Here is a 19,749-nt window from a genome sequence, read left to right on the forward strand (position 1 = left end):
GGCCCGGTGCTGATCTCTCAGCACCGGGCCCGACCTGGTGTTTCACTGTCGGGGTGGCGGGATTTGAACCCACGACCTCTTCGTCCCGAACGAAGCGCGCTGCCAAGCTGCGCTACACCCCGATGTCGCTGTTTGTCGCGGCGACGTCGTTTACTTTAGCCCACTGGTGGCCGGAGACGAAATCCGGTTTTGGCGCGGCGGCGGACGGGGTTCGGGCGGGCGTGGTCGAGGGCGGTCAGGAGGACGGCGAGGCCGTAGGAGGCGAGGCCGAGGAGGAGGGCGTTGGCGAGGGTGCCGCGGTAGCCGTGCCGGTCGACGCTCAGGAAGGGATAGAGGTAGCGGTCGGGGGAGCCGGGGAGGAGGAGTTCGCCCCGGGCGAGGGAGAAGGCCAGGTAGGCCAGGGGGTAGAGGAGCCACGTCGCGGCCTGGCGCAGGTGCAGGCGGCCGGGGGCCGTGAGCAGGAGCCAGTCCAGGACCGCCGCTGCCGGGGCCGCCTTGTGGAGGAGCTGGGCGGCGAGCCACTCGCCGTGCCACGGTGCCGGCGGCGTCGTCGCGCCCGTCATGGAGAACGGGGGCGTCGTGTGGGCCAGCAGCAGGTGGTAGGCGAGGGCGGAGATCACGGCGTAGAGCAGTACGGCGCCCGTCACGGCCGGCGGTACGGGGCGGCGGGCCGTCCATGCCCGGTGGGCGGAGATCAGGAACACCAGCGCCAGTAGGGCATTGGCCTGGACGCTGAAGTAGCTCAGCGCCCGGGTCGGGCTGCCGAGGAGGAGCTCCAGGGTTACGCCGGTGGCCGCCGCCAGGGCCGTAAGGAGGCGGAATGCCGCGGTCAGGGGGCGGGGGAAGGGAGGTACCACCGCCGTGGCCGGTACGTACGAGGGGAGCAGTCTGGGCTTGCGCGGGATCGCGGGGAGGTCCGGGATGTCCCTGGGTATCGGGGCGGTCATCCCCTCACGCTAAGCAAAGCGTACAAAAGGGGCGATATGGGTGGGCCGGGTGGGTTAAGCGGACTGGGGCGGGGCAACAGCAGATCCGGCCCGTCGTCGCCTGTGCCCCGCCCGTCCCTGGCGCCCCGCGGACTACTCCCGGCCCACCAACGTCAGCAGCGTCGCCTCCGGTGGGCAGGCGAACCGTACCGGTGTGTAGCGGTTCGTGCCGCAGCCCGCCGATACGTGGAGGTACGACGTGCGGCCCTCCGCCGTGTGCGTGGACAGGCCCTTGACGCGGTCCGTGTCCAGGTCGCAGTTGGTGACCAGGGCGCCGTAGAAGGGGATGCAGAGCTGGCCGCCGTGGGTGTGGCCGGCCAGGACCAGGGGGTAGTCGTCCGCCGTGAACGAGTCCAGCACCCGCAGGTACGGGGCGTGCACCACGCCCATCGAGAAGTCGGACATACCCGAGGGGCCGCCGGCCACCTGCAGATAGCGGTCGCGCTTGATGTGCGGGTCGTCCAGGCCTGTCAGCTCGACCGAGACCCCCTCGACCTTCAGCACACCCCGCGTGTTGGTCAGGTTCAGCCAGCCCGCCGCGTCGAAGCCGTCGCGGAGGTCTTCCCAGGGGTTGTGGAGCGCACCCACGACCGGTGGGTTGCCGTTCAGGCCATGGTGGCCTCTGGCCTTCTCCAGCAAGTAGCGGGCCGGGTTGCGGAATCTGGGGCCGTAGTAGTCGTTGGAGCCGAAGACGTACGCGCCCGGGAACTCCATCAGCGGGCCGAGTGCGTCCAGGACCTCGGGGACGCCCTCCGGGTCTGAGAGGTTGTCGCCCGTGTTGATCACGAAGTCCGGGCGCAGGCCCGCCAGCGAGCGCAGCCAGCGCTGCTTCTTGCGCTGACCGCTCACCATGTGGATGTCGGAGACCTGGAGGATGCGCATCGGGCGCATGCCCGCGGGGAGGACCGGGACGGTCACCCGTCGGAGCCGGAAGGAGCGGGCCTCGAACCCCGCCGCGTACACCACACCGGCGGCGCCGGCCGCCGCGATTCCCAGAGGTACTCCGTATCGAGCGCGCATACAACCATCGTGTCAGACCGCACGGCGGCCCCGGGACCGCCCGCCCTTCCAAACCCCCATCCGATTGGGCGATCGGGGCGGTTCTCATGGCGCCGACCGGGTCCCGGCTAAATCGGCAGGCGTCCGGCCTTCCGTACCTGAGAGAATCGACGCCATGACCACCACGCTCAAGTCGAAGCTGCACGACGACCTCAACGCCGCGATCAAGGAGCGTGACGAGCTCCGCTCCTCGACGCTGCGGCTGACGCTCGCCGCGATCACCAAGGAGGAGGTCGCGGGCAAGGAGAAGCGCGAGCTCTCCGACGACGAGGTCCTCAAGGTGATCACCAAGGAGGCCAAGAAGCGCCGGGAAGCGGCCGACGCCTTCGCCCAGGGTGGTCGTCCCGAGCAGTCCGAGCGGGAGAAGGCGGAGGGCGAGGTCCTTGCCGCGTACCTGCCCAAGCAGCTGTCCGACGAGGAGCTGGAGCGGATCGTCGCCCAGGCCGTCGAGGAGGCGAAGGCGGCGGGCGCCGAGGGGCCGCGCGCCATGGGTGCCGTCATGAAGATCGTGAACCCGAAGGTGGCCGGCCAGGCCGAGGGCGGCCGTGTCGCCGCCGCGGTCAAGAAGCTGCTGCAGGGCTGAAGCAGCCAGACGGCTGATAGGGATTAAAAGGGCTGAGAGGGTCAAAAGAACCAAGCCGCTGCCGGGCCGACCCGCTCGGACATGGCAACGGGACCGCACCGTGGGCCTCTGCCCGGGTGCGGTCCCGCTGCGCTCGTCCCGCTGCGCTCGTCCCGCTGTGTTCGTCCCGCCGTGTCTCCGAATCGGACGGCGCGGCCTCAGCCCCGCGTCCCTCCGTTCCTGTTCCCCCCGTTGCTCTGCCCCTGGATGAGGTTGCCCGGGAAGGAGAGGGTGGGTGCCGGGAGCGGGCCGCCGTTCGTGCCGCCGTTGGCCGTGCCCGCCGTCGTACCGCCGTCCGTCAGGCCGCCGATGATCCCGCCGATGAAGCCGCCGTTGTCGCCGCCGTGGCCGCGCCCATGGCCGTCACCGTTGTCGTCGCCGTTGTCCTTGCTGTCCGGGATGTCGACGAGGTTGAAGGACTCGGCCGGCTTGCCCTGGAGAGCGCCGGTCATGGCGTCCTTCCAGATCGGGCCCGGGACCTCGCCGCCGTAGACGAGGGGGCGGTAGACGCCGCCGATGGTGATGTTGACCATCTTCACGTTCTGCCGGGCGCTGCCGACCCAGACCGCGCCGGCCATGTTGGGCGTGTAGCCGACGAACCAGGCGTTCTTGCGCTCGTCCGTCGTACCCGTCTTACCGGCGCTCTCGCGGTCGGTGAGGCCGGCCTGCTGACCCGTACCGGAGTCGACCACGCCGCGCAGCAGCGTGTTGACCGTGTCGGCGGTGTTCTCGGTCATCGCGCGCGAGCAGGTCGACTTCGGCACCTGGAGGGACTTCTGCTCGTTGTCGACCTTCTGGGTGATCGACTCGATGGCGATCGGCGTGCAGTACATGCCGCGGGCGGCGAAGGTGGCGTACGCGTTGGCCATCGTCAGCGGGGAGATGCCCTTGGAGCCGAGCGCGATGGCCGGTGCCTCGGGGAGCTTCTTGCCGTCGCCCTGCACCACGTGCAGCGCGTCGGTCATCTTCACCACCGGGCACAGGCCGATGTCGGAGATGAGCTGCACGAAGTAGGTGTTGACCGACTTCGCCATCGCCTCCTTCATGGCGTACGGGCCCTTCTCCGACTCGCTCTCGTTCTCCACCGTGTAGGCGCGGTCGTTGACCCACTGCTTGCCGTTGCACGCCTGCACCGGGCTCGGATAGGGCATCTTGTACGGCGACGAGTACTCCTGGGTCGCCGGCTTGCCACCCTCTATGGCGGCCGCGGCCACGAAGGGCTTGAAGGTCGAACCGGTCGGGAAGCCGAAGTTGGAGCCGCCCATGTCACGGTCGACCGAGTAGTTGTACTCGGTCTCGTTCTTGCCGTAGCCGTACGGCTTCGACTGGCCCATGGCCAGGATCTTGCCGGTGCCGGGCTCGACCAGGGTGGCGGCCGCGGCGACCTTGTCCGACTTCTCGACGTGCTGCTTGAGCGAGGCCTGGACCGACGCCTGGGACTGCGGGTCGAGGGTCGTACGGATCGTCAGACCGCCGCGGTTCCAGATCTTGGCCCGGGCCTCCTTGGTCTTGCCGAAGACCGGGTCGTTGAGGAAGGCGTTCTCCACGTACTTGCAGAAGAAGCCGGCACCCTTGCCGGCGGTGATGCAGCCGTTCTTGGGCTGGCTGACGTGCAGTCCGAGCGGCTTCTCCTTGGCCGCGTCGGCCTCCTGCTGGGAGATGTCGCCGACCTCGGCCATGCGCTGGAGGACGGTGTTGCGGCGCTTGGTGGCCTCCGCCTCGTCGTTCACCGGGTCGTAGCGGCTGGGCGACTGGACAATGCCGGCCAGGAGCGCGGCCTGCTGCAGGCTGAGGTCCTTGGCGTGCTTGGAGAAGTAGCGCTGGGAGGCTGCCTCGACGCCGTAGGCCTGCTCGCCGAAGAAGGTGATGTTGAGGTAGTTCTCGAGGATCTTCTTCTTGCCGAGCTTTTCCTCGATCTGGATCGCGTACTTCAGCTCGCGGATCTTGCGGCCCAGGGTCTGCTGGGTGGCCTGCGCGACCTTCGTCGGGTCGTCGCCGGCCTCCTCGATGAAGTAGTTCTTCACCAGCTGCTGGGTGAGCGTGGAGGCGCCCTGGGCGACCCCGCCGCTCTGCGCGTTCTTGTTCAGCGCGCGCAGGACGCCCTTCAGGTCGATCGCGCCGTGCTGATAGAAGCGGGAGTCCTCGATCGCGACGATCGCCTTCTGCAGGTACGGCGAGATGTCCTTGAGGTCCACCACCGTGCGGTCACGGGAGTAGACGGTCGCGATCTGATGGCCCGCGGCGTCCAGGATGGTGGTCCGCTGGCTGAGCTGTGGGCTCTTCAGATTGGCCGGGATCTCGTCGAAGCCCTGGACCGACCCCTTGGCCGCGAGCCCGAGCGCTCCGGCCGCGGGCAGCGCGATGCCGGCCATCACGGCTCCCGCGAGGACACTGACACCGAGGAACTTGGCGGCCTGCTGCGTTGCCGAGAGGCCACCACCCGAGCGCTTCTTTGGCATGAGGGCAGCCTAATCCGTAGAGATGAGCGATCCGGTGGAACGGGTGTCTCTCGGGATGTTCGAGTGCCGGATCGTGACATGAGCGACATCCGCGACATCCCGGGCCACGGCCCGCGCCGGGCCGTGGGCAGCGTGCGGCGTCTACGTTCTCATTCGCCGGACACGCGTATATGCCTTGGCCTAAGCTGCTCCCAACTGTCACAGCAGTGCGGCCACGTATCAATACGTCCGGCGACCCCGAATCGTTCCGGAGGTAGCCCAATTTTTTTGTGGGCGGCGTGTCCGAATCCGCCTTGTGTGTCATCCGGCGTCCGTTGTGACGTACCACAGCTGTCCCGGTTTGCCGTGATGATCACGCATGTCGCCAGCTCACTCCCGCGGGTGATCTGCCGTTAACCCATAGTCCGTTCGGGCCATTCAAGATTGGGCCCGAAGGGGGTGTTGCGCTGTGCCCACCTTCCGTAACGTCCTCAACTGGCGGCGGTGAATATGCCGCTGCCGCCGTGGGGGAGCCTCGATTCGGGAGAGGACGGCGCCGGTATGGGCTGGGTAACCGACTGGAGTGCGCAGGCTGCCTGCCGCACTACCGATCCGGATGAACTGTTCGTTCAGGGAGCAGCGCAGAACAGGGCCAAGGCGGTGTGCACCGGATGCCCGGTACGCACCGAATGTCTGGCCGATGCGCTGGACAACCGCGTCGAGTTCGGCGTGTGGGGAGGCATGACGGAGCGGGAGCGCCGCGCATTGCTGCGCAGGCGGCCCACCGTGACATCGTGGCGCAGGCTCCTGGAGACCGCGCGCTCGGAGTACGAACGCGGGGCCGGGATCGTGCCTCTCGACAGCGATGAGGTGTACGAGAACTACGCAGCGGTGAGCTGAGGGCCCTCCCCTCGGGTCTACGCCCAGGGCACCTCAGGCCGGGCACGCGTCATGGGAAGCGGCGCGTGTGATACGTCCGGTGAAGTGGCATGGTTTGCACGTGGCGTGTGTCGTAGGTCACGAGAAGCGCCAACGGCATGCCTCATGCGGCACGCGCCCAGGTCAGGGGGCGTCGCGTGCGCGCTCGGGGCAGGGGCTCAGGGCTGGGTCCGCCATCTGCTCGACCGGTGCGGCTTGGGCGTGCCTACAGGGCTCCAGTGCTCCAAGGCCTAGGGCAGCTCCGTCCGGCCGGCCGCAAGCCGTTCCCCGATGTTCCGCAGTCCCGTGAGGTCGTGCACATCGCCGGGCAGTGCGGCCACCTCCACCACCGCCACCTCGGGGTGGCGCGCGGTGAAGCGGTCGCGTGTGCGCTGCTCGCGGGAAAGCAGCTGCATGCGCTCGGCGTGCAGCTTCAGCAGGCCTGCGGTGAACTGGTCGACTGTGCGCTCCGGGTCCGTGACGGCGGGGGAGCCTTCGGCGGGAGCCGGTGCTTCGACAGCGGGAGAGCCTGAACTGCCGTACGTGTCGGGAGAGTTACGAAGTCCAGCTTTCCCGCCCCCCTGATCCACAATGCGGGGCTCTTCAAGATTTTCCGCGGCGGCGAGCGCACGTTCGGCCGACAGGCGGTCGGCGCCGCTGCCATGGACGCGGTTGAGCACCAGTCCGACCAGCGGCATGTCCTCCGCGGCCAGCCGCTCCACGAAGTACGCGGCCTCGCGCAGCGCGTCCCGCTCCGGGGCCGCCACCACGAGGAACGCCGTGCCGGGCGCCTGCAGCAGCTTGTACGTCGCGTCCGCGCGGGTACGGAACCCGCCGAAGGTCGTGTCCATCGCGGCCACGAACGTCTGGACGTCCTTCAGCAGCTGACCGCCCAACAGTTTGCCCAGCGTGCCGGTCATCATCGACATGCCGACGTTGAGGAAGGCCATCCCCGCGCGTCCGCCCAGCTTCGCCGGGGCCGTCAGCAGCCGGATCAGCCGCCCGTCCAGGAAGGACCCGAGCCGCTTGGGCGCGTCGAGGAAGTCCAGCGCCGACCGGGACGGCGGCGTGTCGACCACGATCAGGTCCCATTCGTCCCTGGCCCGCAGCTGCCCCAGCTTCTCCATCGCCATGTACTCCTGCGTGCCCGCGAAGCCCGCCGAGAGCGACTGGTAGAAGGGGTTGGCCAGGATCGCGGCCGCCCGCTCGGGGTCCGCGTGCGCTTCGACGACCTCGTCGAACGTGCGCTTCATGTCGAGCATCATGGCGTGCAGCTCGCCGTCGCCGTCGGTGCCCTTCACCCGGCGGGGGACGTTGTCCAGCGAGTCGATGCCCATGGACTGGGCGAGCCGCCGGGCCGGGTCGATGGTGAGGACGACCACCTTCCGGCCGCGCTCGGCGGCCCGCAGCCCCAGGGCCGCCGCGGTCGTCGTCTTGCCGACACCGCCCGAGCCGCAGCACACCACGATCCGGGTCTTCGGGTCGTCGAGCAGCGGGTCGACGTCGAGCACGCGCGCGGGGGAGAGGTGATGGCGGCCGGTGTCCTGTGCCTGGGCCGGGTCCGGACTCATGACATCCCCTGCTTCCGCAGCTCGGTGGCGAGTTCGTACAGGCCCGCCAGGTCCATGCCCTCGGCGAGCAGCGGCAGTTCGTGCAGCGGCAGGTCCAGCTCGCCGAGGACGGCGCGCTGCTCGTGCTCCAGCGCGTGCCGCTCCGCGTACTCGGCGGCCTGGTCCAGCAGCGGGTCCACCAACTGCTCGGCCTTGCCGCCGCGGCGGGCCCCGCCCAGCCCGGCGACGGACAGCGACTGCGCTACGGCGGAGCGCGGCACGGTCCGTACGAGTTCCAGGTCGGCCTCGTCCAGCACCTCGGGCCGCACCATGTTCACGATGACCCGGCCCACCGGCAGCCGCGCCGCCCGCAGTTCGGCGATCCCGTCCGCGGTCTCCTGGACCGGCATCTCCTCCAGGAGCGTGACCAGGTGCACCGCGGTTTCGGGCGACTTCAGCACCCGCATCACGGCCTGCGCCTGATTGTGTATCGGGCCGATCTTCGCCAGCCCGGCGACCTCGTCGTTGACGTTGAGGAAACGGGTGACCCGCCCGGTCGGCGGGGCGTCCATGACGACGTAGTCGTATACGAACCGTCCGCTCTTGTCCTTGCGCCGTACCGCCTCGCACGCCTTGCCCGTCAGGAGTACGTCCCTCAGGCCGGGCGCGACGGTGGTCGCGAAGTCGATGGCGCCGAGCTTCTTCAGGGCCCGGCCCGCCCCGCCCAGCTTGTAGAACATCTGGAGGTAGTCCAGAAGAGCCAGTTCGGGGTCGATGGCGAGCGCATACACCTCCCCGCCCCCGGGAGCCACGGCGATTTTCCGTTCCTCGTACGGCAACGCCTCTGTTTCGAAGAGTTGTGCGATGCCCTGCCGACCCTCGACCTCCACGAGAAGCGCCCGCTTCCCCTCGGTCGCGAGGGCCAGCGCGAGGGCCGCGGCGACCGTCGTCTTTCCGGTCCCGCCCTTGCCGCTGACGACCTGGAGCCTGCTCACGTCTTCGAGCCTAACCAGTCCGCGGACGGGCTACGCGGGAGGCTGTGGATAACAGGGGCTACAGTCGGCCACATGACCAAGTGGGAATACGCAACCGTGCCGCTGCTCGTCCATGCCACGAAGCAGATTCTGGACACCTGGGGCGAGGACGGCTGGGAGCTCGTCCAGGTCGTGCCCGGCCCGAACAACCCCGAGCAGCTGGTGGCCTACCTGAAGCGGGAGAAGCAGTCGTGAGCGCCGTCGAGGCCAAGCTGGCCGAACTGGGCCTTGCCCTGCCGGAGGTCGTGCCGCCGCTGGCCGCCTACCAGCCGGCCGTGCGGTCGGGCGTGTACGTCTACACCTCCGGTCAGCTGCCGATGGTCGACGGCAAGCTTCCGGTCACCGGCAAGGTGGGCGCGGAGGTCACCGCGGAGGAGGCCAAGGACCTGGCCCGCACCTGTGCGCTGAACGCCCTGGCCGCCGTGAAGTCCGTCGCCGGTGACCTGGACCGCATCGCGCGCGTGGTGAAGGTCGTCGGCTTCGTCGCCTCGGCCTCCGACTTCACCGGGCAGCCCGGCGTCATCAACGGCGCGAGCGAGCTGCTGGGTGCCGTCCTCGGCGACAAGGGCGTCCACGCGCGCAGCGCGGTCGGCGTCGCCGTGCTGCCGCTGGACGCGCCGGTCGAGGTGGAGGTTCAGGTCGAGCTGATGCCGTAAGGCGCTGCTCACTGGCCCCTCTCGAACATTCGCGCACATCGGGATAGCCTCCGCCCATGGCTAATGGGCAGTGGTATCCCCCGGAGTGGCCGGATCGTATCCGTGCGCTGACGGAAGGCACCCTCACCCCGGTGTCCCCGAAGCGCGCGGCCACGGTGATGCTCCTGAAGGACACCGCCGCCGGTCCGGCCGTCCACATGCTGCGCAGACGCGCCTCCATGGCCTTCGCCGGAGGCGCGTACGCGTACCCCGGCGGCGGCGTCGACCCGCGGGACGACGACCATCAGATCCGCTGGGCGGGCCCCACGCGCGCGTGGTGGGCCGAGCGGCTCGGCGTCGACGAGCGCGCCGCCCAGGCCGTCGTCTGCGCGGCCGTCCGGGAGACCTACGAGGAGGCGGGCGTCCTGCTCGCCGGACCCGACCCCGACTCGGTGGTCGGTGACACCACGGGCGAGGACTGGGAGGCGGACCGCGCCGCCCTGGTCGCCCGCGACCTGTCCTTCGCCGAGTTCCTGGACCGCCGCGGACTGGTCCTGCGCTCCGACCTGCTGGGCGCCTGGACCCGCTGGATCACCCCCGAATTCGAGTCCCGCCGCTACGACACCTGGTTCTTCGTGGCCGTCCTCCCGGAGGGCCAGCGCACCCGCAACGCGTCCACGGAGGCCGACCGGACGGTGTGGATCCGCCCGCAGGAGGCGTCGGACTCCTACGACAAGGGCGAGCTGACGATGATGCCGCCCACCATCGCGACCCTGCGCCAACTGGCCCCGCACAGCACCGCGGCCGAGACGCTCGCCGCCGCTCCCGCGCGCGACATGACTCCCGTCCTGGCCCGCGCCCGCCTGGTGGACGGCCAGATCGTCCTGTCCTGGCCGGGCCACGACGAGTTCACCAAGCACATCCCGAACCCTGCGGCCGGAGGAGGCCCCGCATGACGGACGCCGCGGCTCCGCCCGGCCGGGCCAGGGGTGGAGAATCGATTCCCACCGCATTTCTCGCAGCGGCGCCGGAAGGAGCTTTGGCATGACGGACGCCGCAGCCCTCCCCGGCCGGCCCCGTGGTGGAGTCCTCTCCGGTCCAGCCACGGAGCGGGCCGTCAACGTCCTGGCGCCCAACGCCTCCGCGATGACCCTGGACGGCACCAACACCTGGATCGTCGCGGAGCCCGACTCCGACCTGGCCGTCGTCATCGACCCCGGCCCGCTGGACGAGGACCACCTCCGTGCCGTCGTGGACACGGCCGAGCGGGCCGGCAGGCGCATCGCCCTCACCCTGCTCACCCACGGCCACCCCGACCACGCGGAGGGCGCCGCCCGCTTCGCCGCGCTGACCCGCACGAAGGTCCGCGCGCTGGACCCGGCGCTGCGGCTGGGCGACGAGGGCCTGGCCGCCGGGGACGTGGTCAGGGTCGGCGGCCTGGAGCTGCGGGTCGTACCGACCCCCGGCCACACCGCGGACTCCCTGTGCTTCCACCTGCCGGCCGACCGTGCGGTGCTGACCGGTGACACGATCCTCGGCCGCGGTACGACGGTCGTGGCGCACCCCGACGGCCGTCTGGGCGACTATCTGGACTCCCTGAGGCGTCTGAGGTCGCTCACGGTGGACGACGGCGTCCACACGGTCCTGCCCGGCCACGGCCCCGTCCTGGAGGACGCCCAGGGCGCGGTCGAGTTCTACCTCGCCCACCGAGCCCACCGCCTCGCCCAGGTGGAGACGGCCGTCGAGGACGGCTACCGCACCGCCTCCGAAGTCGTCGCCCACGTCTACGCCGACGTGGACCGCTCGCTGTGGTCGGCCGCGGAGCTGTCGGTGCTGGCGCAGATGGACTACCTCCAGGAGCACGGGCTGATCTAGGGGGTTGTCGTGCCGCCAGGCCGGCGCGAGCCGATTCCCGCCGCTCAGTCGGCCCTGGGTGCCTTCACCCCGTGCACGCGCGCGTACTCCTCGGCGAGCCACGGCCCGAGGTCGTCGACGTACGACCGCAGGATGACGGGATCGCCGACCGGTTCGTACCCGTACTCGGCCGCTGTGCGCATCTGCGCCGCCCGCTGCGGGCAGTACGCGCCGAAGACCTCGGCCATCTCCCTCAGGTCGCTCGTCCAGCCGTTCCAGCGGGGCATGACGAGGGTGAACCCGGTGCGCACGAGGTGCCGGGACATGAAGCGTACGAGGGGCCGCCGGGCCTCCTCCGAGTCGTCGGCGCCCGCGATCCGCTCACGCCAGCGCGGGAGGAGGAGAGCGAGGTCCCCGTTGGTCTCGCGGGCGAGCAGCGAGTCGGGCCGGTAGCGCGGAAGGTACTCGGCGAGATCCTCCCCGAGGAGGGGAGTGCACAGGCAGGCCACGAACCACCCCAGGTCGTAGCGCTCCGGCTCGCTCAGCAGCCGTCCCCGGCCGAACAGCAGTGTCCCCACCCCGTCGATCTGCCCGAACTCCTTGTCGAGCGCGTCGCCGAGTGCGCGGGCGGCCTCGCGGTCCGCCTCCGTGGGCTCCTCCCGCAGGGCGACCAGCAGATCGAGATCGCTGCGTCCCACGCGCGCGGTGCCGCGTGGGATCGACCCGTAGAGATACGCACTGTGCAGCCGTGCGCCGAAGACTTCGAGCAGCCGGTCCCGGGCAGCGGCGACGACGGGGCGGAAGTCGTGCGGGACGAGGGCGAGGGAACCCTCGCGTTCGAGGTAGCCCAGGGGGTCGAGGCCTTTGGAAGGGGCGGTTTTGGCCATGGGCTCACTGTGCCCCCGGGGGGAGCGGCAGGGCAGCTCATTTACCGCCCGGCCGCTCATTCACCGCCCCGGCCGCGACGTTCAGGGCCCGGCGGCGACGAAAACGGGGTGCCGCCCTCAAGAGGCGGCACCCCATAGTCGTAAGGCAGGGACTCGGCGTCAGCGCGAGCGCTTGGCGAGGCGTTCGACGTCCAGCAGGATCACGGCCCGCGCCTCCAGGCGGAGCCACCCGCGCTGGGCGAAGTCCGCCAGCGCCTTGTTCACGGTCTCGCGGGACGCGCCGACCAGCTGGGCCAGCTCTTCCTGCGTCAGGTCGTGGACGACGTGGATGCCCTCCTCGGACTGCACGCCGAAGCGGCGCGAGAGGTCCAGCAGGGCGCGGGCCACACGGCCGGGGACGTCGGAGAAGACCAGGTCGGACATGGCGTCGTTGGTCTTGCGCAGACGGCGCGCGACGGCGCGCAGCAGAGCGGTGGCCACCTCGGGGCGGGCGTTCAGCCAGGGCTGGAGGTCGCCGTGGCCGAGACCGAGCAGCTTGACCTCGGTGAGGGCGGTGGCGGTCGCCGTGCGCGGACCGGGGTCGAACAGCGACAGCTCCCCGATCAGCTCGCCGGGGCCGACGACGGCGAGCATGTTCTCGCGGCCGTCGGGCGAGGTGCGGTGGAGCTTGACCTTGCCCTCGGTGACGACGTAGAGCCGGTCGCCCGGGTCGCCCTCGTGGAACAGGGAGTCTCCACGTGCGAGGGTCACCTCACTCATGGAGGCGCGCAGCTCCGCGGACTGCTCGTCATCGAGCGCCGCGAAGAGCGGGTTGCGCCGCAGAACGTCGTCCACGAGTTCTCTCCTTGTCGACCTGCTCAGGGGATCTTGCTCCCCCTTGGTACCAGGGGACCGTGCTCCCCATTTTGCCGGACGGTCCAAACAGTGTGATCTGTCACAAGGATGCCGCACAGGTGTCCCGAGGTAAGCGGCAGGGGTCCAATTGGGCGCTGATCTTCTGGGTCCGGGGCGGATGTCGGTGCCGGGCTTTAGGCTGGCCGGGTGTCCAAGTCGCCGGTAGAGCACAGGCCAAGGGGGCTGCGCGGGTGGTTGTACGTCGCGATTCCGCTGTGGGCGAACAGAACCCTGGCGGCGGTAGGAAAACCGTAAAAACTGCCAAAACGACTGCGGCGAAGAAAGCGCAGGCGAAGGCGACGCCGGTGAAGTCGGCGCCCGCGAAGAAGATTCCGGCCGACGAGTCGCGCACCGCCCTGGTCCGCCGCGCCCGCCGCATCAACCGCGAACTCGCGGAGGTGTACCCCTACGCCCACCCCGAGCTCGACTTCGAGAACCCCTTCGAGCTCCTGGTCGCCACGGTGCTCTCCGCCCAGACCACGGACCTCAGGGTCAACCAGACGACCCCGGCGCTCTTCGCCAAGTACCCCACCCCCGAGGACCTGGCCGCCGCCAACCCGGAGGAGGTGGAGGAGATCCTCCGCCCCACCGGCTTCTTCCGGGCCAAGACCAAGTCGGTCATAGGGCTGTCGAAGGCCCTGGTCGACGAGTTCGGCGGTGAGGTCCCGGGCAGGCTGGAGGACCTCGTCAAGCTCCCCGGCGTCGGCCGCAAGACCGCGTTCGTCGTGCTCGGCAACGCCTTCGGGCGGCCCGGCATCACCGTGGACACGCACTTCCAGCGGCTCGTACGGCGCTGGAAGTGGACCGACGAGACCGACCCGGACAAGATCGAGGCCGTCGTCGGCTCGCTCTTCCCGAAGAGCGAGTGGACGGATCTTTCGCACCATGTGATCTGGCACGGCCGGCGCATCTGCCACGCCCGCAAGCCCGCCTGCGGCGCCTGCCCCATCGCCCCGCTCTGCCCGGCGTACGGCGAGGGCGAGACCGACCCGGACAAGGCCCGGAAGCTGCTGAAGTACGAGAAGGGCGGCTTCCCGGGCCAGCGCCTCAAGCCCCCGCAGTCCTATCTCGACGCGGGCGGCAGGCCGGCGCCGCCGCTGGGGGCCGCGTGACGGAACGATCGAGGTGCCGTCGGGCGTTGGACACGGAAGAACGGGGGTGGCGATGACACACACGAGCGACACGCGCGGTGGCTCGGCGACGCTCAACAGGGAGGGGCTGCCCGAGTGGCTGGACCCGGTGGTGAGCGCCGTGGAGACGGTCGAGCCGCTCCAGCTGAGCCGCTTCCTGCCGCCGGAGAACGGGGCGGGGCGGGAGTCCGCCGTGCTGATCCTGTTCGGCGAGGGCGAGCACGGTCCCGAGCTGCTGCTGATGGAGCGCGCCGGATCGCTGCGCTCGCACGCCGGCCAGCCGTCGTTCCCCGGCGGCAGCCTCGACCCGGAGGACGGCGACCCGTCGGGCGACGGACCGCTGCGGGCCGCGCTGCGTGAGGCCGAGGAGGAGACCGGTCTCGATCCGTCCGGCGTCCAGCTCTTCGGCGTGCTGCCCAAGCTCTACATCCCGGTCAGCGGCTTCGTCGTCACCCCGGTGCTGGGCTGGTGGCGGGAGCCGACCCCGGTCGGTGTCGTCGACCCGAACGAGACCGCGCGCGTCTTCACCGTCCCCGTGGCGGATCTCACGGACCCGGCCAACAGGGCCACCGCCGTCCATCCGCGCGGCCACGCAGGTCCGGCATTTCTGGTCGAATCGGCCCTGGTCTGGGGTTTTACGGCCGGGATCATCGACCGGCTGCTGCACTACGCGGGCTGGGAGCGGCCCTGGGACAGAGAGAAGCAGGTCCCACTCGACTGGCGGTCATGACAGGGTGAACCCCGTGAATGTGCTGGACATCCTGCTGCTGGTCGCCGCCGTGTGGTTCGCGATCGTCGGCTACCGCCAGGGGTTCGTCGTCGGCATCCTCTCGGTGATCGGTTTCCTGGGCGGCGGTCTCGTCGCCGTCTATGTGCTTCCCGTCATCTGGGACGCCCTGACCGACCAGAAGGAGGTCAGCACGACCGTCGCCGTCGTCGCGGTAGTGATCGTCATCGTCTGTGCCTCCATCGGCCAGGCCCTGACCACCCACCTCGGCAACAAGCTGCGCCGGTACATCACCTGGTCCCCGGCCCGCGCCCTGGACGCGACCGGCGGCGCCCTGGTCAACGTCGTGGCGATGCTGCTGGTCGCCTGGCTGATCGGCTCGGCCCTGGCCGGCACGACGCTGCCCACGCTCGGCAAGGAGGTCCGCAGCTCCAAGGTGCTGCTCGGGGTCTCCCGCGCCCTGCCCGCGCAGGCCGACACGTGGTTCGCGGACTTCTCCACGGTCCTCGCGCAGAACGGCTTCCCGCAGGTCTTCAGCCCGTTCGCCAACGAGCCGATCAACGACGTCCAGCCGCCCGACCCGGCCCTGGCGGGCAGCCCCGTCGCCACCCGCGCCCAGAGCTCCATCGTCAAGGTGATGGGCACCGCCCAGAGCTGTGGCAAGGTCCTGGAGGGCTCCGGCTTCGTCTTCGGCGACCGCCGCGTGATGACCAACGCGCACGTCGTCGGCGGCGTCGACGAGCCCACGGTCCAGATAGGCGGCGAGGGCCGCAAGTACGACGCCAAGGTCGTCCTCTACGACTGGGAGCGCGACATCGCCGTACTCGACGTGCCTGACCTGAAGGCGCGTGTCCTGCAGTTCGCGTCCCGGGACGCGGACAGCGGCGACAGCGCGATCGTCGCGGGCTTCCCGCAGAACGGGTCGTACGACGTCCGTGCCGCGCGTGTGCGCGGCCGCATCACGGCCAACGGCCCGGACATCTACCACCGCGGCACCGTCCGCCGCGACGTCTACTCCCTGTACGCGACCGTCCGCCAGGGCAACTCCGGCGGCCCGCTGCTCACGCCCGACGGCAAGGTGTACGGCGTGGTCTTCGCGAAGTCCCTCGACGACGCCGACACCGGCTACGCGCTCACGGCGGACGAGATCCGGCAGGACATCGCCAAGGGCCGTACGGCGAACGAGCAGGTGGGTACCGACAGCTGCGCCCTCTGAGGCCTACCGGGCCTGGGACGCCGCGGGGCGGTCAGCCGCGGGGGTGACGCAGGCGTACCGAGACCCAGCGGGCCCGGCGGCGCAGGATGCGCGGGATCCCCACCCTGAGGTCGGTGCCCGGCAACTGCGGGGCGCTTCCCTGGTGGGAGCTCAGACCGCCCGTGGAACGGCGGTTTCGGGGTGCGTCACTGTAGTCGTGCGTCCAGCCCATACCCCGACGTCTGCCCCCGCCCCATGGTCGATAACCGCCCCCGGACCCCTCAATTGGCCTATGCGCCAGGCATGTGGCCGTTCGTAGGACAGACGTTCAATGCGACATGCCGGACGTATCGGTGCGGTCACCGATCGGGTTCGGGGTCCTTGAGCCAGTTGATCAGTTCGGTGGAGAAGGCGACCGGATCCTCTTCGTGCGGGAAGTGGCCCAGCCCGTCGAACAGTCGCCAGCGGTACGGGGCCTCGACGTACTCGCCCGAGCCTGCCGCGCTCCGCGTCCGCGTCACGGGGTCCAGCGAGCCGTGCAGATGCAGTGTCGGCACGCGCACCGGCCGCTTCATACGGCGGTTGAACTGGATGCCGTCCGGGCGGGCCAGCGACCGCACCAGCCAGCGGTACGGCTCGATCGAGCAGTGTGCCGTCGACGGGATGCACATCGCCCGCCGGTAGGTGTCCACCGTCTCGTCGTCCGGCAGCCGGGGCCCGGACCAGTCCCGGATGAGCCGGCCCACGAGGGCGGCGTCGTCGGCGACCAACTGCCGCTCCGGGATCCAGGGCCGCTGAAAACCCCAGATGTACGAGCTGGCGGCCGTCTGCCGGGCGTCCCGCAGCATCGCGGAGCGCCAGCGCCGGGGGTGCGGCATGGAGACGACCGCGAGCCGCCGTACGAGCTTGGGCCGCATCGCGGCCGCCGTCCATGCCAGATAGCCGCCCAGGTCATGGCCGACCAGGGCGGCGTCCGGCTCGCCGAGCGACCGGATCACACCGGTGACGTCGAGGGCGAGGTTGGCCGGGTCGTACCCGCGCGGTGTGCGGTCGCTGCCGCCCACGCCACGCAGGTCCATCGCCACCGCACGGAATCCCGCGTCCGCCAGCGCGGTCAGTTGGTGCCGCCACGTCCACCAGAACTGGGGGAAGCCGTGCAGCAGCAGCACCAGGGGGCCGTCGCCCAGCTCCGCGATGTGAAAGCGGGCGCCATTGGCGGCGACGTCCCGGTGGGTCACCCCTTCGGGGACATCGACGCGTACGACCGAAGTCGGGGAGGGATCCGTCATGACGACGAGCGTCCCACAGCTTCGATGGCCTCGGGCACCCGCTCTTCCAGCGCCGGGCGCTCGGCGCGGGGGTGGGGCTTGGCGTTCTGCAGGACGCCCGCCGTCTCCTTCATCGAGGCCGCCACCTTCTGCGGGCCCTGGCTCTGCTTGGCCTTCTTCGCGAAGACCACGCCGATCAGCGCGAGCACGACGGCCACCAGGACGTTCGCCGCGAACGACAGCAGGAAGCAGATCGCGAGGTTCCAGCCGCTCCAGGTCCGGATGCCGTACGCCAGCGCGAAGTTGAGCATCGGCAGGGAGAACAGCAGCAGCATGGCCGCCGCCGAGAACGCGCCGCCGCTCGTCGCGCCCCGCTTGACGTCCTGCTTCAGCTGGGCCTTGGCCAGCGCGATCTCGTCGTGCACCAGCGCCGACAATTCGGTCGTCGCCGAGGCGAACAACTGGCCGATGCTGCGTTCGGCGCCGACCGGGCTGCCGTCGGGTGCGCTCATCGCGGTCTCCCTCTTCGTCTTTTGTACCGTCTCGTCAGATCATGCCGGACGGTCGTCGTCCTCGCCTGCCCCGCCCGGCACTTCGGTAAGCCCGTGGCGCGCCGCGGCCTGTTCCCGGGCGATGCGCCGGTGCTCGGCCGCCTTCTCTTCGAGGATCTTCGCCATGCGCAGGTGGTACGACGGCTCGTCCTGCTCGTAGACGTCCGGGATGCCGTCGAGATCCTCGTCCCGCTCCTCGTCCTCCCACAGCCTGCGGTACTTGGCGTTGCGTATCTTCAGCAGGACGGTCGCGCAGACGGCCGCCATCAGCGAGCCGGTCAGTACGGCCGCCTTGACCTCGTCGGTGAGCACCGCGTTGCCCTTGAAGGCGAGTTCGCCGATGAGCAGCGAGACGGTGAAACCGATGCCGGACAGGGCGGCCACGGCGAAGATGTCGGCCCATTCGAGCTCGTCGCTGAGGGACGCCCGGGTGAAACGGACGGTCAGCCAGGTGCCGCCGAAGATGCCGAGCGTCTTGCCGACGACGAGCCCGAGGACCACGCCGAAGCTCTCCGGCTTGGTGAACACGTCGACGAGCGCCCCACCGGAGACCAGTACACCGGCGTTGAACAGCGCGAAAAGCGGCACCGCGAGGCCCGCCGACAGGGGCCGCACCAGGTGCTCGATGTGCTCGCCGGGCGAGTGCGCCTCGTCCTCGTGGGTGGTGCAGCGCAGCATCAGGCCCATGGCCACGCCGGCGATCGTCGCGTGGATACCGCTGTTGTACATCAGCCCCCAGATGACCAGGGCGAGCGGGACGTACACGTACCAGCCCCCTACGCCCTTGCGCAGCAGCACCCAGAAGACGGCCAGGCCGACGACGGCCCCGCCGAGCGCGGCGAAGTCGATGCGATCGGTGAAGAAGACCGCGATGATCAGGATCGCGAACAGGTCGTCGACGACGGCGAGCGTCAGCAGGAAGGCGCGCAGGGCGCTGGGCAGCGAGGTGCCGATGACCGCGAGCACGGCGAGCGCGAAGGCGATGTCGGTGGCGGTGGGTACGGCCCAGCCCTGGGTGGATCCGCCGTGGGCGATGTTGGTGAGGGTGTAGACGAGCGCGGGTACGGCCATCCCGCACAGCGCGGCCACGACGGGCAGGACGGCCGCTTTCGGGTCCCGCAGGTCGCCGGCGACCAGTTCGCGCTTGAGCTCGATGCCGGCGACGAAGAAGAAGACGGCGAGCAGTCCGTCGGCGGCCCAGTGCGTGACGGAGAGGTCCAGTCCGAGGGCCTCGGGGCCGAAGCTGAAGTGGCTGACGGTCTCGTAGCTGTCGCGCAGCGCAGGGACGTTCACCCAGATCAGCGCGGCGACCGCGGCGATCAGCAGCAGTACACCGCCGACGGTCTCGGTCCGCAGCGCGTCCATGACGAAGGTCCGCTCGGGAAGGGACAGACGTCCGAGGACCTTGCGGCGGGCGGTGGTGCGGGGCGCGGCCACGGGGAGACCTCCGGGTGGTGGGCAGAGCTGAGCACATGCCGACCAGACTTCCCGGCGCACCTTGAGGATCTTGCCGCGCCAGTGGCGCTTTGCTTAGTTTACCTAAGATTGCCGGGTGACGCATCCGGTGGTTCCACGCTATGCGCCTGAGGGGCGCCCCGCTTTCGTGCGGGGCGCCCCTCGGACGGGTGTTCCTGTGTCTGCTCAGTCCTCGCTGGGCGCGGCGGGCAGCTTGGCCTGGATGAGGTCCATGACCGTGGAGTCGGTCAGCGTGGTGACGTCTCCGAGCTGGCGGTTCTCGGCGACGTCGCGCAGCAGCCGGCGCATGATCTTGCCGGAGCGGGTCTTGGGCAGTTCCGCGACGGGCAGGATGCGCTTGGGCTTGGCGATCGGGCCGAGCGTGGCGCCGACGTGGTCGCGCAGCGCGCCCATCAGCGTGTCGTCCTCGGAGGCGCTGCCGCGCAGGATGACGAAGGCGACGATGGCCTGTCCGGTCGTCTCGTCGGTGGCACCGACGACGGCGGCCTCGGCGACCGCGGGGTGGGAGACGAGTGCCGATTCCAC

21 protein-coding genes and 1 tRNA gene are annotated in these 19,749 nt (G+C 70.2%); 9 read left to right on the forward strand and 13 right to left on the reverse strand.

Annotation, left to right across the window (positions count from 1 at the left end):
• Positions 1 to 48 precede the first annotated feature (48 nt).
• The 3 genes from ACZ4EG_RS40045 to ACZ4EG_RS40055 form a co-directional block, all read right to left on the reverse strand.
• Positions 49 to 122: transfer RNA gene (locus ACZ4EG_RS40045), tRNA-Pro, on the reverse strand.
• 33 nt (positions 123 to 155) lie between these two features.
• Positions 156 to 947 (reverse strand): Pr6Pr family membrane protein, encoded by a 792-nt coding sequence (locus ACZ4EG_RS40050; RefSeq protein ID WP_467794127.1) that lies wholly within the window; start codon positions 945 to 947, stop codon positions 156 to 158.
• Positions 948 to 1,079: 132 nt separating this feature from the next.
• On the reverse strand, positions 1,080 to 2,006 hold the full coding sequence (locus ACZ4EG_RS40055; RefSeq protein WP_467794128.1) for a metallophosphoesterase: 927 nt from the start codon (positions 2,004 to 2,006) through the stop codon (positions 1,080 to 1,082).
• 154 nt (positions 2,007 to 2,160) lie between these two features.
• Here ACZ4EG_RS40055 and ACZ4EG_RS40060 point away from each other — a divergent pair, with 154 nt between their 5' ends.
• Entirely contained in the window at positions 2,161 to 2,628 is a 468-nt protein-coding gene (locus tag ACZ4EG_RS40060) for a GatB/YqeY domain-containing protein (protein WP_363296384.1), read from the forward strand.
• A gap of 197 nt (positions 2,629 to 2,825) precedes the next feature.
• Here ACZ4EG_RS40060 and ACZ4EG_RS40065 read toward each other — a convergent pair whose 3' ends face one another.
• Positions 2,826 to 5,126, reverse strand: a complete 2,301-nt coding sequence (locus ACZ4EG_RS40065; RefSeq protein WP_467794129.1) for a transglycosylase domain-containing protein — start codon at positions 5,124 to 5,126, stop codon at positions 2,826 to 2,828.
• A gap of 540 nt (positions 5,127 to 5,666) precedes the next feature.
• Between ACZ4EG_RS40065 and wblA the strand changes: the two genes are divergently transcribed.
• On the forward strand, positions 5,667 to 6,005 hold the full coding sequence (gene wblA / locus ACZ4EG_RS40070) for a transcriptional regulator WblA (RefSeq protein WP_067116510.1): 339 nt from the start codon (positions 5,667 to 5,669) through the stop codon (positions 6,003 to 6,005).
• Positions 6,006 to 6,274: 269 nt separating this feature from the next.
• Here the strand turns inward: wblA and bagB are convergent, their stop codons facing one another.
• Both bagB and bagA read right to left on the reverse strand, forming a co-directional pair.
• Positions 6,275 to 7,594 (reverse strand): ATPase BagB, encoded by a 1,320-nt coding sequence (gene bagB, locus ACZ4EG_RS40075; RefSeq protein ID WP_467794130.1) that lies wholly within the window; start codon positions 7,592 to 7,594, stop codon positions 6,275 to 6,277.
• Complete coding sequence (gene bagA, locus ACZ4EG_RS40080) at positions 7,591 to 8,568, reverse strand: ATPase BagA (protein ID WP_467794131.1); 978 nt, start codon at positions 8,566 to 8,568, stop codon at positions 7,591 to 7,593. The genes bagB and bagA overlap by 4 nt, the downstream gene beginning before the upstream one ends.
• Positions 8,569 to 8,640: 72 nt before the next feature.
• Here bagA and ACZ4EG_RS40085 point away from each other — a divergent pair, with 72 nt between their 5' ends.
• The 4 genes from ACZ4EG_RS40085 (at position 8,641) to ACZ4EG_RS40100 (ending at position 11,117) form a co-directional block, all read left to right on the forward strand.
• Positions 8,641 to 8,802, forward strand: coding sequence for a DUF4177 domain-containing protein (locus tag ACZ4EG_RS40085; RefSeq protein WP_121891618.1), 162 nt, complete (start codon positions 8,641 to 8,643; stop codon positions 8,800 to 8,802).
• Positions 8,799 to 9,263: a RidA family protein gene (locus tag ACZ4EG_RS40090; RefSeq protein ID WP_467794132.1), complete on the forward strand. Its 465-nt coding sequence runs from the start codon at positions 8,799 to 8,801 to the stop codon at positions 9,261 to 9,263. The genes ACZ4EG_RS40085 and ACZ4EG_RS40090 overlap by 4 nt, the downstream gene beginning before the upstream one ends.
• 56 nt (positions 9,264 to 9,319) lie before the next feature.
• The gene (locus ACZ4EG_RS40095) at positions 9,320 to 10,198 is read left to right on the forward strand and encodes an NUDIX hydrolase (RefSeq protein ID WP_467794133.1); all 879 of its coding nucleotides are present in this window, start codon (positions 9,320 to 9,322) and stop codon (positions 10,196 to 10,198) included.
• An 88-nt stretch (positions 10,199 to 10,286) separates the two neighbouring features.
• Positions 10,287 to 11,117, forward strand: coding sequence for an MBL fold metallo-hydrolase (locus ACZ4EG_RS40100; protein ID WP_453547462.1), 831 nt, complete (start codon positions 10,287 to 10,289; stop codon positions 11,115 to 11,117).
• 44 nt (positions 11,118 to 11,161) lie between these two features.
• Here the strand turns inward: ACZ4EG_RS40100 and ACZ4EG_RS40105 are convergent, their stop codons facing one another.
• Together ACZ4EG_RS40105 and ACZ4EG_RS40110 are read right to left on the reverse strand one after the other, a co-directional pair.
• Positions 11,162 to 11,983, reverse strand: a complete 822-nt coding sequence (locus ACZ4EG_RS40105; RefSeq protein WP_467794134.1) for a nucleotidyltransferase domain-containing protein — start codon at positions 11,981 to 11,983, stop codon at positions 11,162 to 11,164.
• Between the two features lie 159 nt (positions 11,984 to 12,142).
• Positions 12,143 to 12,817, reverse strand: coding sequence for a Crp/Fnr family transcriptional regulator (locus tag ACZ4EG_RS40110; protein WP_018547939.1), 675 nt, complete (start codon positions 12,815 to 12,817; stop codon positions 12,143 to 12,145).
• Between the two features lie 275 nt (positions 12,818 to 13,092).
• Here ACZ4EG_RS40110 and nth point away from each other — a divergent pair, with 275 nt between their 5' ends.
• The 3 genes from nth to ACZ4EG_RS40125 are packed head-to-tail and all read left to right on the forward strand — an operon-like array spanning position 13,093 to position 15,950.
• The gene (gene nth, locus ACZ4EG_RS40115; RefSeq protein ID WP_467794135.1) at positions 13,093 to 13,989 is read left to right on the forward strand and encodes an endonuclease III; all 897 of its coding nucleotides are present in this window, start codon (positions 13,093 to 13,095) and stop codon (positions 13,987 to 13,989) included.
• A 52-nt stretch (positions 13,990 to 14,041) separates the two neighbouring features.
• Complete coding sequence (locus tag ACZ4EG_RS40120; RefSeq protein WP_467794136.1) at positions 14,042 to 14,737, forward strand: NUDIX hydrolase; 696 nt, start codon at positions 14,042 to 14,044, stop codon at positions 14,735 to 14,737.
• 13 nt (positions 14,738 to 14,750) lie between these two features.
• On the forward strand, positions 14,751 to 15,950 hold the full coding sequence (locus tag ACZ4EG_RS40125; RefSeq protein ID WP_467794137.1) for a MarP family serine protease: 1,200 nt from the start codon (positions 14,751 to 14,753) through the stop codon (positions 15,948 to 15,950).
• Between the two features lie 31 nt (positions 15,951 to 15,981).
• Here ACZ4EG_RS40125 and ACZ4EG_RS40130 read toward each other — a convergent pair whose 3' ends face one another.
• From ACZ4EG_RS40130 to ACZ4EG_RS40150, 5 genes are all read right to left on the reverse strand, one after another.
• On the reverse strand, positions 15,982 to 16,161 hold the full coding sequence (locus tag ACZ4EG_RS40130; protein WP_316760244.1) for a hypothetical protein: 180 nt from the start codon (positions 16,159 to 16,161) through the stop codon (positions 15,982 to 15,984).
• 127 nt (positions 16,162 to 16,288) lie between these two features.
• Positions 16,289 to 17,218 carry an alpha/beta fold hydrolase gene (locus ACZ4EG_RS40135; protein ID WP_453547475.1) on the reverse strand — a complete coding sequence of 310 codons (930 nt, stop codon included), beginning with the start codon at positions 17,216 to 17,218 and terminating at the stop codon, positions 16,289 to 16,291.
• Positions 17,215 to 17,709, reverse strand: a complete 495-nt coding sequence (locus ACZ4EG_RS40140) for a phage holin family protein (RefSeq protein ID WP_453547477.1) — start codon at positions 17,707 to 17,709, stop codon at positions 17,215 to 17,217. The genes ACZ4EG_RS40135 and ACZ4EG_RS40140 overlap by 4 nt, the downstream gene beginning before the upstream one ends.
• A 39-nt stretch (positions 17,710 to 17,748) precedes the next feature.
• Positions 17,749 to 19,185: a Na+/H+ antiporter NhaA gene (gene nhaA / locus ACZ4EG_RS40145; protein ID WP_467794138.1), complete on the reverse strand. Its 1,437-nt coding sequence runs from the start codon at positions 19,183 to 19,185 to the stop codon at positions 17,749 to 17,751.
• A gap of 204 nt (positions 19,186 to 19,389) precedes the next feature.
• A partial coding sequence (locus tag ACZ4EG_RS40150) for an AMP-binding enzyme (protein ID WP_467794139.1) occupies positions 19,390 to 19,749 on the reverse strand: 360 nt, incomplete at its 5' end.

The sequence above is a fragment of the Streptomyces sp. NPDC025638 genome, from assembly GCF_055558775.1.

What these genes read in the sequence shown, in the direction of transcription:
- ACZ4EG_RS40060 (WP_363296384.1), top strand. Translation starts at nt 2,161, where the DNA reads ATGACCACCACGCTCAAGTCGAAGCTGCACGACGACCTCAACGCCGCG.
- ACZ4EG_RS40055 (WP_467794128.1), bottom strand. Translation starts at nt 2,006, where the DNA reads ATGCGCGCTCGATACGGAGTACCTCTGGGAATCGCGGCGGCCGGCGCC.
- bagB (WP_467794130.1), bottom strand. Translation starts at nt 7,594, where the DNA reads ATGAGTCCGGACCCGGCCCAGGCACAGGACACCGGCCGCCATCACCTC.
- ACZ4EG_RS40130 (WP_316760244.1), bottom strand. Translation starts at nt 16,161, where the DNA reads ATGGGCTGGACGCACGACTACAGTGACGCACCCCGAAACCGCCGTTCC.
- ACZ4EG_RS40140 (WP_453547477.1), bottom strand. Translation starts at nt 17,709, where the DNA reads ATGAGCGCACCCGACGGCAGCCCGGTCGGCGCCGAACGCAGCATCGGC.
- ACZ4EG_RS40065 (WP_467794129.1), bottom strand. Translation starts at nt 5,126, where the DNA reads ATGCCAAAGAAGCGCTCGGGTGGTGGCCTCTCGGCAACGCAGCAGGCC.
- ACZ4EG_RS40105 (WP_467794134.1), bottom strand. Translation starts at nt 11,983, where the DNA reads ATGGCCAAAACCGCCCCTTCCAAAGGCCTCGACCCCCTGGGCTACCTC.
- ACZ4EG_RS40135 (WP_453547475.1), bottom strand. Translation starts at nt 17,218, where the DNA reads ATGACGGATCCCTCCCCGACTTCGGTCGTACGCGTCGATGTCCCCGAA.
- ACZ4EG_RS40120 (WP_467794136.1), top strand. Translation starts at nt 14,042, where the DNA reads ATGACACACACGAGCGACACGCGCGGTGGCTCGGCGACGCTCAACAGG.
- wblA (WP_067116510.1), top strand. Translation starts at nt 5,667, where the DNA reads ATGGGCTGGGTAACCGACTGGAGTGCGCAGGCTGCCTGCCGCACTACC.
- ACZ4EG_RS40095 (WP_467794133.1), top strand. Translation starts at nt 9,320, where the DNA reads ATGGCTAATGGGCAGTGGTATCCCCCGGAGTGGCCGGATCGTATCCGT.
- ACZ4EG_RS40100 (WP_453547462.1), top strand. Translation starts at nt 10,287, where the DNA reads ATGACGGACGCCGCAGCCCTCCCCGGCCGGCCCCGTGGTGGAGTCCTC.
- ACZ4EG_RS40050 (WP_467794127.1), bottom strand. Translation starts at nt 947, where the DNA reads ATGACCGCCCCGATACCCAGGGACATCCCGGACCTCCCCGCGATCCCG.
- ACZ4EG_RS40085 (WP_121891618.1), top strand. Translation starts at nt 8,641, where the DNA reads ATGACCAAGTGGGAATACGCAACCGTGCCGCTGCTCGTCCATGCCACG.